This is a genomic window from Zavarzinia sp. (assembly GCF_049306435.1).
GTDB lineage: Bacteria > Pseudomonadota > Alphaproteobacteria > Zavarziniales > Zavarziniaceae > Zavarzinia.
On sequence record NZ_JBAQRT010000275.1, the window covers coordinates 1 to 15,434 of the forward strand.

General features: G+C 67.8%; 13 protein-coding genes. 7 read left to right on the forward strand and 6 right to left on the reverse strand.

What is annotated here, in order from left to right; genetic code table 11:
* Positions 1-985, forward strand: a 985-nt coding sequence (locus WAZ62_RS15465) for an FAD-binding protein (protein ID WP_422644430.1), incomplete at its 5' end; no start/stop codon positions are given.
* 8 nt (positions 986-993) lie between these two features.
* Here the strand turns inward: WAZ62_RS15465 and WAZ62_RS15470 are convergent.
* Together WAZ62_RS15470 and WAZ62_RS15475 are read right to left on the reverse strand one after the other, a co-directional pair.
* A complete protein-coding gene (locus WAZ62_RS15470; protein WP_422644431.1) occupies positions 994-1,767 on the reverse strand; it encodes an SDR family NAD(P)-dependent oxidoreductase in 774 nt (257 codons plus the stop codon).
* 23 nt (positions 1,768-1,790) lie between these two features.
* Positions 1,791-2,546 carry a TetR/AcrR family transcriptional regulator gene (locus WAZ62_RS15475; RefSeq protein ID WP_422644432.1) on the reverse strand — a complete coding sequence of 252 codons (756 nt, stop codon included), beginning with the start codon at positions 2,544-2,546 and terminating at the stop codon, positions 1,791-1,793.
* A 168-nt stretch (positions 2,547-2,714) separates the two neighbouring features.
* Here WAZ62_RS15475 and WAZ62_RS15480 point away from each other — a divergent pair, with 168 nt between their 5' ends.
* The 5 genes from WAZ62_RS15480 (at position 2,715) to WAZ62_RS15500 (ending at position 8,515) form a co-directional block, all read left to right on the forward strand.
* Positions 2,715-4,301, forward strand: a complete 1,587-nt coding sequence (locus tag WAZ62_RS15480; RefSeq protein ID WP_422644433.1) for a GMC family oxidoreductase — start codon at positions 2,715-2,717, stop codon at positions 4,299-4,301.
* Positions 4,298-5,905, forward strand: coding sequence for an aldehyde dehydrogenase family protein (locus tag WAZ62_RS15485; RefSeq protein ID WP_422644434.1), 1,608 nt, complete (start codon positions 4,298-4,300; stop codon positions 5,903-5,905). Before WAZ62_RS15480 ends, WAZ62_RS15485 begins: the two co-directional genes overlap by 4 nt.
* Positions 5,906-5,908: 3 nt before the next feature.
* The gene (locus WAZ62_RS15490; RefSeq protein WP_422644435.1) at positions 5,909-6,583 is read left to right on the forward strand and encodes a sterol desaturase family protein; all 675 of its coding nucleotides are present in this window, start codon (positions 5,909-5,911) and stop codon (positions 6,581-6,583) included.
* Between the two features lie 13 nt (positions 6,584-6,596).
* Positions 6,597-7,625, forward strand: coding sequence for an SDR family NAD(P)-dependent oxidoreductase (locus WAZ62_RS15495; protein ID WP_422644436.1), 1,029 nt, complete (start codon positions 6,597-6,599; stop codon positions 7,623-7,625).
* Positions 7,626-7,693: 68 nt separating this feature from the next.
* Positions 7,694-8,515 carry an MOSC domain-containing protein gene (locus tag WAZ62_RS15500; protein ID WP_422644437.1) on the forward strand — a complete coding sequence of 274 codons (822 nt, stop codon included), beginning with the start codon at positions 7,694-7,696 and terminating at the stop codon, positions 8,513-8,515.
* Between the two features lie 49 nt (positions 8,516-8,564).
* Here WAZ62_RS15500 and katG read toward each other — a convergent pair whose 3' ends face one another.
* Positions 8,565-10,715: a catalase/peroxidase HPI gene (gene katG, locus WAZ62_RS15505; protein ID WP_422644438.1), complete on the reverse strand. Its 2,151-nt coding sequence runs from the start codon at positions 10,713-10,715 to the stop codon at positions 8,565-8,567.
* Between the two features lie 265 nt (positions 10,716-10,980).
* Positions 10,981-12,516: a hypothetical protein gene (locus WAZ62_RS15510; RefSeq protein WP_422644439.1), complete on the reverse strand. Its 1,536-nt coding sequence runs from the start codon at positions 12,514-12,516 to the stop codon at positions 10,981-10,983.
* Between the two features lie 155 nt (positions 12,517-12,671).
* On the opposite strand from WAZ62_RS15510, the gene WAZ62_RS15515 reads away from it, so the two are divergent.
* Positions 12,672-14,066 (forward strand): FAD/NAD(P)-binding protein, encoded by a 1,395-nt coding sequence (locus tag WAZ62_RS15515; RefSeq protein ID WP_422644440.1) that lies wholly within the window; start codon positions 12,672-12,674, stop codon positions 14,064-14,066.
* On the opposite strand, the gene msrB is transcribed toward WAZ62_RS15515, so the two are convergent.
* Positions 14,026-14,427: a peptide-methionine (R)-S-oxide reductase MsrB gene (msrB, locus tag WAZ62_RS15520; RefSeq protein WP_422644441.1), complete on the reverse strand. Its 402-nt coding sequence runs from the start codon at positions 14,425-14,427 to the stop codon at positions 14,026-14,028. The genes WAZ62_RS15515 and msrB overlap by 41 nt on opposite strands.
* 11 nt (positions 14,428-14,438) lie before the next feature.
* Positions 14,439-15,434: thiamine pyrophosphate-dependent enzyme (locus WAZ62_RS15525; protein ID WP_422644442.1), on the reverse strand; the 996-nt coding region annotated here is incomplete at its 5' end.

Sequence of the window (15,434 nt, forward strand, 5' to 3'; positions counted from 1 at the left end):
GCTGCACCGCGCGCTGGAGCGGCCGGCGCGCATCATTGCCCTGCAGGCCGCCGGCATCTCCAGCGTGCTGGTGCGGCTGGCGGCCCTGATCGAAGCGGTCTTCGCCAGGCCGCTGCGGGTCCGGGCCCGCCACGGCGTCGTGCTGGCGACCGGCGGTTTCATCAAGAACCGGGCGATGGTGGCGCGCCACGCGCCCGAATTCATGCGGGGTTTTCCCCTCGGCTCCTCGGGCTGCGACGGCAGCGGCATTCGCCTTGGCCTTGGCCTCGGCGGGCGGCTGGACAAGGCCAATCGCATCTCGGCCTGGCGTTTCATCAATCCGCCCCATGCCTTCGCCAAGGGCATCGTGGTCGGCCCCGATGGCCAGCGCCTGACCAACGAGGAACAATATGGCGCCCGCCTGGGCGATGCGATGTTCCGCAAGGCGGGCGGGCGCGGTTACGTCATCCTCGACGACGCGCTGCTGCGCGAGGCGAAGGCGGAGATCGCGCAAGGGGCCATGTGGGGCTTCCAGTCGGTGCCGGCCCGCTTCCTGATGCTGGGGGCGAAATCCGCCCCGACGTTCGAGGCGCTGGCGGCGAAACTGGGCATGGCGCCGGCGATCCTCGTGGGCGAGGTCGCGGCCAATAACGCCGCCGCGCGCGACGGCCAGCCCGATCCCGTCGGCAAGTCGGACGAGATGCGCGGCGTCATTGCCACGGGGCCGTTCCACGCCCTCGACATATCGGCGACCAACCGGGCCTTTCCGCTGCCGGTGCTCACCCTCGGCGGCCTCGCGGTCGAGGAGGCGACGGGGGCGGTGCTGCGGGCCGAGGGCGGCGTGGTGCCCGGTCTCTATGCCATCGGGCGGGCGGCCCGGGGCCTGCCGTCCAATTATTATGTCAGCGGCCTGTCGCTGGGCGACTGCGTCTGGACCGGCCGGCGCACCGCCGCCCATGTCGCGGAGAAGGCGGCGGAGCCCCGCCGGGCGGCCGTGGCGGAGTGACGCCGCGTCTAAAGACCGAAGCCGCCCGAGACGTTGATCTGCTGCCCGGTGATATAGGATGCCTTGGCCGAGGCCAGGAAGACGGCGGCATTGCCGATATCCTCGCCGGTGCCGAGGCGCTTGATCGCGATCATGCGCAGGGTCTCCTTGATCCAGCGCTCGTCGAAGACGCCGCGCGCCTTCAATTCGAGGAACATGCCAGCCTCGATCACGCCGACGAGGACGGAATTGGCGCGGATGCCGTGGACGCCCTCCTCCCGCGCGATGCCCTTGATCAGGGCTTCGTTCGCCGCCTTGGGCGCGACCGACAATCCGTCCTTTTTCGGCCAGCGCAAATGCCCGGCCGAGCCGAGATGGACGAAGGAGCCGCCGCCCATCGCCCGCATATGCGGCACGGCGGCCGAGACGCAGTTGAAGAAACCGATGGTCTCGGTCTCGATCGACTGGCGCCACAGCGCGGGGGACGTATCGGCGATCGCCACCTGCTCCACCACCGGCCCGGCGGCGAAGACGACGGTATGGATGCGGTCGTGGACGGCAATGGTCTCGGCGAAGGCGGCTTTCACGCTCGCCGCGTCGGTCAGGTCGACGGCGTGGTGACTGGCCTTGCGGCCGAGCGCGGTGAAGTCATCGACGAGTTCCCGCGCGACATCGGCCTTCCGCCGGTAGCTGACTGCGACGTCGCAGCCCGCGGCGGCGAAACCCCGCGCGACCTCGCGGCCGATACCCCCGCTGCCGCCGAAGACGAGCACGGCGCCCGCCGGAAAATCCGACACCCCCATGATCCCCCCTGTTGTTCGTTGTTCTATCGCGTCGCCGTGTCCAGCGCGGCAAGCTGCGCCTGTACCGCCGACGTCAAGGCCGTGCCGTCCGGCGTTACCATCTCGACGGCGACGCGCGGCAGGGCGAAGAGGCGCAGGAAATCGGTCTGGACCCGGGCGATCACAATGGCGTGATCCTCGGCCATGCCGCCCGCGACCCAATTGGCCAGCCTTGTCTGTTGCAGCGCCATCAACATTCGCGCCTGATCGCGGCCCTTGCCTTCGACCAGCTGGCCGGCGCGGACGCCGAAATCCAGCGCCTGCTCGATCAGCCCGGCGCCCAACTCCCACAGGGCCTGTTCATCGCGGGAGGGCTGGGCGGCGGCGTGATACCACATATAGCCCTCCTGCAGGATCAGGCGCAGGTAATCCGGGTGGTTCAGCAGGAAGGCGACATTCACCTTCATCATCCACAGAAGGCCGGTCAGCGGCGCCTGTGCCAGCGAGACCGATTGCAGCCGCGCCATGACGGCATCGAGCATTTCCCGGTCGCGGGTGACCAGCACCGCGTGGTGCAGCTCCTGCTTGCCCGGGTGGAACTGGTAGAGCGTCGCCAGCGAAATGCCGGCCTCCCGCGCGATATCCTGCATCCGCGTGCCGGCGAAGCCATGTTCGGCGAAGACCTTTTCCGCGACGTCGAGGATGTGGTCGCGCGACAGCGCCTGTTTCGCCGCCTTCAGGGCCTGGGCCGCGCCGTTGCGGGGCGGGCGGGCTTCGGTCGCTAGTGGTTTTGCGCTCATGACGGCGGATGACCTTTGTTCGTGGCCGGCGCTCGGGGGCGCCGTTGGGGGGATGCTGCAGGCTCCCGCCGAAAAATCAACCTTGCGAAGATAGTAATTGCAATTACTTAAACTGCAAGGCTAATTACAAGGGCGTCCGGAGCGGCGCCGGGGGAGGCCGGACAGGGCATGGAGGCATTCGATCATATCGTCGTCGGGGGCGGATCGGCCGGCTGCGTCGCCGCCGCCCGCCTGGCGGGCAAGGCGCGGGTGCTGCTGCTCGAAGCGGGCGGCCCGGCGGTGGATCATCCCGAAACCCTGTCCGCCGACGGCTTCAAGGATGCTTTCTCCAACGATGCCCTGATGTGGCACCGCATGTCGGCGCCGCAGGCGGATTGCGGCGGCCGCGCGATCTATATCGGCACCGGACGGGGCCTGGGCGGCTCCGGCTCGGTCAACGGCATGGTTTATACGCGGGGTGACCGGCGCGATTTCGACGCCTGGCCGGCGGGCTGGCGCTGGGATGACATCGTGCCCGCCTTTCAGGCTGTGGAAAGCCGCCTCGGGATTCGCCCGCGCCCGCCCACGCCCTTCGCCGAATGTTTCCTCGCCGCCGCGGTCGAGGCGGGTTTCGCGCGGAAAGACGGCATGAACGACGGCGATCTGTCCGGCGTCGTCGGTGCCAACGACATGAATTACGCGGACGACCAGCGCCGCTCCTCCTATCGCGCCTTCGTGCATGACGACCCGCCCGCCGGCCTCACGGTCCGGACCGGCGCCTCGCTTCGCCGCATCGTCTTCGAGGGGGCGCGGGCGGTCGCGGTCGATTACAGGATCGAGGGCCGGATCGAGCGTGCCGGTGTCACGGGCGAACTGGTGCTGGCGGCCGGCGCGCTGGAGACGCCGCGTCTCCTCATGCTGTCGGGCGTCGGCCCGGCGGCGGAACTGGCGCGGCACGGTATCGCCGTGGTGAAGGATATGCCGGGCATCGGGCGGAACCTGCAGGATCACCCCAATGTCTGCCTGTTCTATACCGCCAAGGCGCCGATCGACTTCCACTATCCGCAGGTCTATGGCTTCGATGTCGCCGCCCGCGAGCCGGACGAGCCGAGGGGCGGGGCGCCCGACACTTGTTTCGTCTGCTATGCCGCGCCGGCCTCGCTGAAGGAATCCATGCGGCGGATGGTGCCGGTGCTGGCCCTGCCGGGCCGGCTGCATGATATCGCCGTGCTGCGCCGTTTCTTGCGGGGCGCCATCGAGCTGGCGTTCCGCCTGCCGGCTTTACGCCGTTTCGTCGACAGTATCTTCGGCATCGTCGTCATCCTGGGCAAGCCGACCTCGCGCGGCAGCCTTCGCCTCGCCTCCGCCGATCCCGATGCACCGGCGATCGTCGATCTCGGCTATTACGCCAGTGCCGCCGACCGCGCGACGATCGAGGCCGGCATCGTGAAGGCGCGCGACATCGCCGCCCGGGGTCCGCTGGCCCGGGCGGGCGCGAAGCCCCTGTCGGCGGGGGCGAGGCCCGTCAATGGCGCCCGGCTGTGGAGATGGCTGGCGGGCGCCACCATGACCACCTTCCACTTCTGCGGCACCTGCCGCATGGGCGACGACGCGGACAGCCCGGTGGACACGAAATTGCGGCTGAAGGGTTTCGCCAATATCCGTGTCGCCGATGCCTCGGTGATGCCCGAGATCCCGGTTTCCGCCCTCAACGCGCCCAGCATGATGATCGGCCAGCGCGTCGCGGACTTCATCCTGTCAGGAGACATGGCATGAGCGTAACCCCATTCGTCCAGCCCGCGAACGTGGGGCCGCGCTCCTCGCCGCAGGTGATTCATTGCATCAACCCGGCGACCGGCGCCAGCCTCGGCGAGGTGGCGGTGGCCGGCCCCGATGAGGTGCGCGCCGTCGTCGAGCGGGCGCGGGCGGCGCAGCTGGCCTGGGGCCGCAGCAGTTTCCGCCAGCGCCGCGCCGTGCTCGGCCATCTGACCGATATCATCATCGAGCGGGCGGACGAGATCTGCGCCGCCGTCGCGGAGGACAGCGGCAAGACCCACGAGAATGCCCTGCTCGGCGAGGTCATGCCGGTCCTCAACAAGATCCGCTGGATGATCAAGAACGGCGAGAAGCACCTGCGGCCGGAAAGGGTCTCCTCCGGACTCCTGATGCACAAGAAGGCGCGGATCGAATATCGCCCGCTCGGCGTCATCGCCTGCATCGTGCCGTGGAATTACCCGTTCCAGAACATCTTCGGCTCCCTCGTCGCGCCCTTGATGGCGGGAAATGCCGTCGTCCTCAAGGCCTCGGAAGCGGTCGCCTGGTCGACCGCCCTGTTCCAGTCGATCATCGACGAGGCCTTGCGCCGCGAAGGCTTCTCCGCCGACACGGTGCGCATCCTGAACGGTTTCGGCGAGACCGGCGCCGCCCTCGTCCGTGCGCGGGTGCAGAAGATCCTCTTCATCGGCTCGGTCGGCAACGGCAGGCGCATCATCGAGGGCAGCGCGGAACATCTGACGCCCACGGTGATGGAATTGGGCGGCAAGGACCCGATGATCGTCTGCGACGACGCCGATCTCGATCAGGCGGTGCATTCGGCGCTGGGTGGCTGCTTCATCAACCTCGGCCAGAACTGCATCGCCTCGGAGCGGCTGCTGGTGATGGACGGTATCTACGACCGTTTCCTCGCCGAATTCGGCAAGCGCGCGGCGGCGCTGCGTCAGGGCGTGCCCACGGGGCCGGGCCGGCTCGACGTCGGCGCGATCAACACGATGCAGCAGCTGCGGGTGATCGACGAACTGGTGTCGGATGCCCTGGCGAAGGGCGCCCGCGCCCTCGTCGGCGGGCGGATGCCCGATCCGGCGACGGGCAATTTCTATCCGCCCACGGTGCTTGTCGATGTAACCCCGGAGATGCGCATCGCGCGGGAAGAAGTCTTCGGCCCGGTCGCCCTGATCATGCGGGTGAAGGACGACGCCGAGGCGATCCGCGTCGCCAACGGCACGGATTTCGGCCTGCATTCCTCGGTCTTCAGCAAGGACCGGGCGCGGGCCGAGCGGATCGCCGCCGCGCTCGACGCCGGCGCGACCTGCATCAATGATTTCGGTCTGTGCTACCTCGCCCAGGACTTGCCCTTCGGCGGCGTCAAATATTCCGGCTTCGGCCGCATGAACGGGCGGGACGGCCTGCGCGCCTACACCAACGCCAAGGCGGTGCTGAGCGATCGTTTCGGTTTCAACGTGCCGCCGAAACTCTATCCCGTCGCCCCCGGCGACTACGAGAAGGCCCGTGCCTCCATCGGCCTGATGTTCGGCCGGGGCGGCGGGCGGCGCCTGAAGTCCCTTCTCGCCCTGATCCGTCTTTCCCTGTTCGCGAGGCCCTGAGCCATGGACACGACATTCTTCATCGTCTGGGGCGCCATGCTTGCCTTCAACGGCGCGCTCATGCACGGCCTCGGCTGGGCCGCGGAAAAGAGCAGCCTCGCCAAATACCGCATCCGCACGCCCAAGACCTATCAGATCCCGCCCTTGCGGAAATGGCTGAACATCACCCTGAACGGGCTGTTCTCCCTCTGCATCTTCGGGGCCTTCTTCTGGCTCCTCGGCGATGCCTATCTCTACAAGGGTCTGCCCGGCCCGGCTGCTTTCATCGGCGAGACGCTGGGCGTCCTCCTCCTCTATGACTTCATGTATTATTTCCTGCACCGGATCATGCATCACAAGCTGGTGCTGCACTATGTGCACCGCACGCATCACATGGTGCGTTTCCCGACCGCGCCCGAAAGCATCTATCTCCACCCGGCCGAGAATTTCGCCGGCCTCGGCCTTTTGCTGCTCGCCGTCGTCCTGCTCGGGCCGATTTCGGCGACCTCCTTCCTGATCGTGTTCTTCGTTCACGCCGGGATCAACGTGCTGGTCCATTCCAACCTGGTGATCCCGCATCCCGCCTTCCGCCTGTTCAACTTCTGGGCGGCGAAGCACGACATCCATCATAACCGCATGAATTACAACTATGCCTCGATCTTTCCCTTCTGGGACCAGGCCTTCGGCACCGACAAGTAAGGGCGACAGAACCATGAGGAAGAAAATCGTCATCACCGGGGGGCAGGGCTTCGTCGGAAGGGCCCTCGTCGATCGCTTCGCCGACCTCGGCCACGAGGTCATCTGCGCCGACATGAACGACCGCCCGTTCCGCGGGGATGTGAACTTCACCCGCCTCGACATCCGCGACAAGGCGGCGGTCTCGGCGGCCCTCGCCGGGGCGGATGCGGTGATCCACAACGCCTCCCTCGTCCATACCAAGCACAATCGGGTGGAGGACGTCTGGGCCGTCAACCTGTCGGGGACCGAGAACATCCTCGAGGCCTGCGCCACGCATCGCATTCCCCGCCTCGTCTATATCTCGTCGGCCAGCGCGGTCTACGAGGGCGCCGATATCGAGAATGGCGACGAGACGCTGCCCTATTCCTCGATCTCCCAGGCGCCCTATGCCGACAGCAAGATCGCGGCCGAAAAGAAGGTCCTGGCCTTTTCCGGCACCGGCGGCTGCGAGACCTGCGCGATCCGGCCCCATGTGATCTTCGGCGCGGGCGACAACCGCTTCATCCCGGCGATCCTCGACAAGGCGAGGCGCGGCAAGCTGAACCGGGCCGTGGGCAACCGGGACAAGCTGTCGGACTTCACCTATATCTCCAACCTGGTCGATGCCGTCGTCGCCGCCGAGGAGAAGCTGGGGCCGGGCTCCCGCCTCTCGGGCCAGGCCTATTTCATCACCAATGGCGAGCCGATCGCCTTCTTCGACTTCATCGAGAAACTGATCCTCGAGCTGAAATATCCGCCGATCCGGGGCAAGGTGCCCTATTGGCTGGCTTACGCCGTCGCCGCCATCGCCGAGGCGATCGACACGCTGAAGGGCGGCACGCTGAACGCCGAGAACGGCCTCACCCGTTTCTCGGTCCGTTACATGGTCACCCATCATTATTTCAACATCGCCAAGGCGCGGCGCGACCTCGGCTGGGAGCCGAAGATATCGCTCACCGAGGGCATAAGCCTCACGGTGAAGGAATTGCTGAAGTCCCAGCCGGACCTGATGGCAGGGCGCTGATCCCGCGTATTGCCATTCGCCCCGCGAACGCGCATCAAGGGGGCGCGGTCGCGGGGAAAGGGCAGGTCATGAAGGTCGTCGGTCTCTATCACTATCCGGTCAAGAGCCTGAAGGGCACGGCCCTGACCGAAAGCGCCGTCGATCCCTTGGGCCTCGCCGGGGACCGGCGCTGGATGGTGGTCGATGGCGATGGCGTGTTCCAGACCATCCGCCAGCATCCGGTGATGATGATGGTCGACGTGGGCAGCCGGTTGGATGGCATCCTGCTGCGCCACCAGCAATTGGGCGAGATCTTCGTGCCGACGCCGGGCGCCGGGGCGCCCCGCATGAAGGTCACGGTGTGGGGCGACGAGGTAGAAGCGGCGGTCGCCATGCCGGCGGCGGGCGCCTTCCTCACCCGGCTGCTGGGGATGCCGGTCCAGCTCGTCTATCTCGACGATGTCGCGGCCCGGCCGGTCGATCCCGCCTATGGCGCGGCGGGCGACCATGCCAGCTTCGCCGATGGTTTCCCGGTGCTGATCACGACGACCGAATCCCTCGCTGCCCTCAATGCCGAGGTGCCGGCGCCCATGGACATGCGCCGCTTCCGCCCCAACATCGTGATCGAGGGGGCGGCGCCCTGGGCCGAGGACCAGTGGCGCGTGATCCGCATCGCCGGGACGGACTTCCGCGTGGTCAAGCCCTGCAGCCGCTGCGTCATCACCACCCGCGATCCCGACAGCGGCGAGCGGAGCGAGGCGAACGAGCCGCTGCGCGCCCTCGGTCGCATTCACCGGGCGGCCAGGGGCGGCATCATCTTCGGCCAGAACGCGATCCCGGATGGCGCTGGCGTGCTCCGCCTCGGCGATGGGGTCGAGGTGGTGGAGGCCGGGGCTTCCAACCTCCTCTGAGCGAGGTCAGCCCCCGCGGCCGAAACCACGGGGGCCGGAATGTCGGCGATTACGCGAAAAGGTCCGCGTTCATCACCTTGGTCCAGGCGGCGACGAAGTCCTTCACGAACTTCTCCTTGCTGTCGTCCTGGGCGTAGACTTCGGCATAGGCGCGCAGGACCGCGTTCGAGCCGAAGACGAGATCGACCCGCGTCGCCGTCCACTTCACCGCCCCGGTCGCCCGGTCGCGGATCTCGTAGAGACCCTTGCCCGCCGGCTTCCAGCTGTTGGCCATGTCGGTCAGATTGACGAAGAAGTCGTTGGTCAGCGCGCCCACCCGGTCGGTCAGCACGCCGTGCTTCGTGCCGCCGTGGTTGGCGCCGAGAACCCGCAGGCCGCCGACCAGCACCGTCATCTCGGGGGCGGTCAGGCCCATCAACTGGGTACGGTCGAGCAGCAATTCCTCGGCGCTGACGACATAGTCCTTCTTCAGCCAGTTGCGGTAGCCGTCGTGGATCGGCTCCAGCACCTCGAAGGAGGCGGCGTCGGTCTGCGCCTCGGTCGCGTCGCCCCGGCCCGGGGTGAAGGGCACGGCGATGTCGAAGCCCGCGGCCTTGGCCGCCTGCTCGATGCCGACAGTGCCGGCGAGGACGATGACGTCGGCGATGCTGGCGCCGCTCGCCGCCGCGATCGGGCCGAGCACGGCCAGGACCCTGGCGAGGCGGGCGGGCTCGTTGCCTTCCCAGTCCTTTTGGGGGGCGAGGCGGATGCGCGCGCCATTGGCGCCGCCCCGCTTGTCCGAGCCCCGGAAGGTGCGGGCGCTGTCCCAGGCGGTGGCGACCATGTCGGCGACGGACAGGCCGCTCGCCGCGATCTTCGCCTTCACGGCGGCGACGTCATAGGACGTGCTGCCGGCAGGCACCGGGTCCTGCCAGATCAGATCCTCGGCCGGGACGTCGGGGCCGACGTAGCGCGCCTTCGGGCCCATGTCGCGGTGGGTCAGCTTGAACCAGGCGCGGGCGAAGACGTCCGAGAAATAGGCGGGGTCCTTCATGAAGCGCAGCGAGATTTCCCGGTAGATCGGATCGACCTTCATCGCCATGTCGGCGTCGGTCATCATCGGATTGTGGCGGATCGAGGGGTCCTCGACATCGACCGGCTTGTCTTCGTCCCTGATGGCGACCGGCTCCCACTGCCAGGCGCCGGCCGGGCTCTTGCGCAATTCCCATTCATGGTTGAACAGCATCTCGAAGAAGCCGTTGTCCCATTGGGTCGGATGGGTGGTCCAGGCGCCCTCGAGGCCGCTGGTCACGGCGTAGCGGCCATGGCCCGTCTGGTTCGGGTTGGCCCAGCCGAGGCCCTGCATCTCGACATCGGCCGCTTCGGGCGCCGGCCCCAGCAGGGCGGCGTCGCCATTGCCGTGGGTCTTGCCGACGGTATGGCCACCCGCGGTCAGGGCGACGGTTTCCTCGTCGTTCATCGCCATGCGGGCGAAGGTCTCGCGCACCTGGGCGGCGGTCTTCAGCGGGTCGGGCTTGCCGTTCACGCCTTCCGGATTGACGTAGATGAGGCCCATCTGCACGGCGGCCAGCGGGTTTTCCATGGTCTCGGGGCTGTCGAGATCGCCGTAGCGGCTGTCGCTCGGCGCCAGCCATTCCTTCTCCGAGCCCCAGTAGACATCCTTTTCCGGGTGCCAGATATCCTCGCGCCCGAAGCCGAAACCGAAAGTCTTCAGCCCCATGGATTCATAGGCGATGGTGCCGGCGAGGGCGATCAGATCGGCCCAGCTCAGCTTGTTGCCGTATTTCTTCTTGATCGGCCACAGCAGGCGGCGCGCCTTGTCCAGGCTCACATTGTCCGGCCAGGAATTCAGCGGGGCGAAACGCTGGTTGCCGGTGCCCGCGCCGCCGCGCCCGTCGGCGATGCGATAGGTCCCGGCGGCGTGCCAGCTCAGGCGGATCATCAGGCCGCCGTAGTGGCCCCAGTCCGCCGGCCACCAGGGCTGGCTGTCGGTCATCAGGGCGCGCAGGTCGTGCTTCAGGGCCGCGAAGTCGAGCGACTTCAGCGCCTCGCGGTAGTCGAAGTCCGGCCCCAGCGGGTTAGTCTTCGCGTCATGCTGATGAAGAATGTCGAGGTTCAGGGCCTTCGGCCACCAATCCATGACCGACATGCCGGTGGCGGTGATTGCGCCATGCATCACCGGGCATTTGGCTTCGCTCATAGCATTCACTCCTGTTGGTTCCGTCGATCGATCTGAAGCGGTACGGGGATTCGGGCATCCTCGGACAGGGGATGTCGATGGTCGGCGACCGAGGCGCCAGGGGCGCCGGTCGCGGTCGGGCTTGGTGGAGAGATCGACATGCGGCCGTCCTTTATTAGAACGATTCCAATCTCTACCGAATCCCGTGCGAAAGCAATCGCCGGATCATATCAGATCGCTTGAATTATCGGATCATCGATCCGAATTTCCGATCGAAGGGGGGGCTTCAGTCGACGGTCAGATCGATGGTCATCCGATCTTCGAGGAAGCTGCGCTCTTCAGGGGTCATGGACCCTTGCGCCAGGATCAGGCAATGGTGCCGATGGGCCTTTTCGACCAGCCGGCGCAGGCGTTCCGGCTCCCGCGCCACGATCGTGGCGAGGGCGGGGGTCCAAGCGATCCGCAGGCCCGTGGGGCGGATATCATCATAGGCGATGGCGCCATCCTCCAGCCCGTCGATGGCCAGGCCGACCCGGCGGCAGAAGGGGGCGATCCGCCGGGCGAGATCGGTCAGGCGGGGGCGGGCGGACTCGCGGCCGATATCCGAGATCATCAGGATGAGGCAACGGCGCAGGGCCTCGGGCAGGGGGCGGGCAAGGGCGAGGAATTGCTCCAGACCCTGGCGGTCGTCCAGCAGGATCAGCGGCACGGGCACGACATGGACCGGGATCTGCGCGCCGGGACCGTCGATCATGCGGTAGAGGCGATCGATGGTGAGGGCGAAGGGCAGCAGGCCGGTTTCAGGATGGGTGCGGGGAAAGACGCCGGCCTGACGAAGCATGGCCAGACCCTCGCGGGTCGGTACATCCGGCTCGGACAGGACGAGGCCCGAATCCTGACCGCCCCGGCGGAGGATCGGTCTGGTCTCCAGCCGCGCCTCGCGCAGCAGGCGGGCGATCGAGGCGGCGATGCGCTGCTGATACTGGTCGCGGCCGGCGGCGATGCGCGCCTCCAGAATACCGGCGGGCACCGGCGGCGATCCGGTCTCGGCCGGGGCCGCTTCGGGCAAGGGGTCGGCGGAGCCGAGCACGGCGATGCCCGCCGCCTCGGCGTCGCCCAGCAGATGGTGCAGGATATCGGCGGCGATGGCGCGGGCGCGGCCCGCCGCCTCCTCGATGCTGGTGGTCTTGAAGGCGACGACGAAACTGGTGTCGGCGATACGGGCGTAGGTCTCGCCGGGGTCGAGACGCTGGCTGATCATGGTCGCGGCCGTGGTCATCACCCTTTCCGCCACCACGCGCCAGCGCGGGCCCAGACGCTGCTTCACGGCATCGACCACGATCACCTCGATCTGGCCGGAAACCCCTTCCGGCGGGGTCTTGTCCAGATTGCGGCCCAGGGCGGCCAGCACCCGGCGTTCGAAATCCCCAAGACCGGATGCGGCGCCGGCTTCCGGCAGATGCAGGATGACGATGCGCAGGATATCGCGCTCGTTACGCGAAATCGGCAGGATCCGGGCCTCGCAGGGCAAGCGGCCGCTTTCGGTGATCAGGTCGATCCGGGCCGGCAGGGGCTCCGTCGTTGTCGCCTCAAGCTCGCTCCAGCCCAGAAGATCGCTGGCCGGCCGGCCGATCAGGGCGGCGACATCGAGCGCCGCACGCCCGGCCAGATGGGGATTGATCGAGGCGATGTGATCAGCCTCGTCGATGATGACGATGCCGTCGCGGACATGACGGACGACGGCCGAGAGCGCGGCCGCCATTTCCTGTCGGCGGCGGTCGATCTTCTCCGCCTCGGGCGGCAGTGGTGGTGGCGTGCCCATGGTGGACCGCGCTCCTCCCTTGTCTTTGGAACAGGATGGCCCTCGCGGCTTAACAGTCGGTTAGCCCCGGGATGCCTTGACGCCGCCGGGTGCTGCAACGATTATGTTAAAAGAAAAAAATTACCATATATTATTGTTTAATACCTTTCGGAGGCATGACCATGCGGCTGGCGATCATCGGGGCGGGGTTCACGGGGACGCAGACCGCCCTCGAATTGCTGCGGCGCCTGCCGGCGGGCTCGAGCATCCTGCTGTTCGAGCGCTCGGGCGTGTTCGGGCCGGGGCTCGCCTATTCCACCGCCCATGCCGACCACCTGCTGAATGTGCGGGCGGCGAACATGAGCGCTTTCGAGGATGACCCGTCGCATTTCCTGCGTTGGCTCTGGGCCGGCGACCTGCCGGGGCCTTTGGTGCCGCCTTCGGGCCATGCCTTCATGCCGCGCGGGCTCTATGGCCGCTATCTGGCGGAGACCCTGGCGGCGGCCGAGACCCAGGCGTCACCGGAAGTCACGGTCGAGCGTATCGCCCGTTCGGTGAATGGCGTCGACGAGGCGGACGAGGGTGTCGATCTGCAATTCTCCGACGGCGGCCGATGTCGCGTCGACCTCGCCGTGGTCGCCACCGGCAACAACCCGCCGCAATGGCCCTATCCCGAAGGCCTCGCGGCGATCGATCCCCGCCGCCTGATCGGCGATCCCTGGGACGATGGCGAATTGGGTCGCATCGGCCCCGACGACGATGTGGTCATCCTCGGCACGGGCCTCACCGCGGTCGATGTCGTCACCCTTCTCGGCCGGCGCGGCCATCGCGGCCGTATCACCGCCCTGTCGCGCCGGGGCCTGCTGCCTTCCGTTCATGAGCAGACGCGGCCGTGGAAGCCCTTTCTTGTCCCGGGCGATGACCCCCGGCCGCTCGCCTATCTGCGGCGGGTTCGGGCCGAGGTACGCAAGGCGGCGGCCGAGGGGATCGGCTGGCGCAGCGTGGTCGATGCCCTGCGCCCGGCGACGCAGGACCTGTGGCGGGCGCTGCCGCTGGCGGAGCGCCGACGTTTCCTGCGCCATCTGCGGCCATGGTGGGAAATCCATCGTCACCGCATGGCGCCCCAGGTGGCGGAGGGAATTTTTGCCTTGCGCGATGCCGGCCAGTTCGTCGTGAGGGCCGGCCGTATCCGGGGCTGGGCGGCGGCGCCCGAAGGCTTCGCCATCACCCTCGGCCCCAAGGGTGGCGGCGCGGCGGAGCGGCTGACGGCGGGTTTCGTCGTCAATTGCACCGGGGTCTCGGTCGATTACCGGCGCATCACCGCGCCCCTGGTGCGCCACCTGCTGGACCGGGGCCTCGCCCGGCCGGACAGTCTTGGCCTCGGTTTCGACGTCGACGAGGATTTCGGCCTGATCGCGGCCGATGGCACGGCCAGCCGGCGGCTCTTCGCCCTCGGCCCGCCGTGCAAGAGCGCGCTGTGGGAAATCACAGCCGCGCCCGATATCCGCAAGCAGAGCCGGGCTTTCGCCCTCAGGCTTTTTCCGGATCGAGATCGAGGGACGCCGAGTTGATGCAGAAGCGAAGCCCGGTCGGCCCCGGCCCGTCCGGGAAGACATGGCCAAGATGGGCATCGCAGCGTGAACACAGAACCTCGACCCGGGTCATGCCGTGGCTGCTATCGACCTCGGTCGCGACCGCCTCGCGGCTCACCGGGGCCATGAAGCTGGGCCAGCCGCAGCCGGCGTCGAATTTGGCGTCCGACTCGAACAACTCCTGGCCGCAGCCGATGCAGCGATAGGTGCCGGGGCGCCATTCCTGATCATAGATACCGGTATGGGGCCGCTCCGTCGCCTTCTGGCGGGTGACGGCATATTGCAGCGGGTTAAGCTGCGCCCGCCATTCCGCCTCGGTCTTCTTCACTTTCTCGCTCATCGGCGTCTCCTTCAGCCCCCGATGTCGGTATGGCCGGCGACGAGTTCAAGCACCGTCGGCACGTCCCGGGTCTTGGCGGCGGCAAGGGCGGCGGCGAAATGGTCGAGGTCGGCGATCCGCTCGGCCGCGCAGCCGAAACCCTTCGCGACGGCGACGAGGTCCGGTACCACGAGATCGACGGCGATCGGCGTGATGCCCCGCCCGGTCATGTAATTGCGGATCTCGCCGTAACCGCCATTATTCCACAGGACGACAATCACTGGCACCCTGGCCTCGACCGCGGCCGCCAGTTCCGCGATGGTGAAGAGCACGCCGCCGTCCCCGGCGAGGACCACCACGGGCAGGTCCGGCCGGCCGAGCCTGGCGCCGATCCCCGCCGGCAGGCCATAGCCGAGGGTGCCGTAGCCGGTCGATGCGTTGAAGAAGCGCCGCAAGCCCCGCGGGTGGAAGAACTGGTTGGCGGCATAGACCGGTTCGGCGGAATCGCCGACCACGATGGCGTCGGGCAGGGCCTTGTCGATCGCGGCCATCACCGGGATGTGACGCCTCGCGTAATCCGGCAGCTGCGCCGCCATCGCCTTCCGCAGCGCCTTCGCGCGGATATCGCCGCCCAGCTTGGGGATCGTGTGTTCGAGGTGGACCGCGATATCGCGCAAGGACAGATCGGCATCGCCGAGGATGGGCAGGTCGGCCCGGGGGCCGCGCATCAACTGCTCGGGGTCGAGGTCGATGCGGATCAGCTTGCCCGGGATCACCAGCTCGACCGGGCCGGGGTACATTTCCGTCTCGCCGAATTCGGTGCCGACGGCAAGGACCACGTCCGCCTTGGCCAGTTCCGCGCGCAAGGGCTCCGCCGCCAGATTCTCGCCCGCCAGCAGGTCGTGATCGGGCGGCAGCAGGCCCTTGGCGTTGATCGTGGTGATCACCGGGGCCGACAGATGCTCGGCGATCCAGCGCAAAGGCGCGGCCCCGCCGACGGCGCCGCCGCCCGCCACGATCAGCGGCCG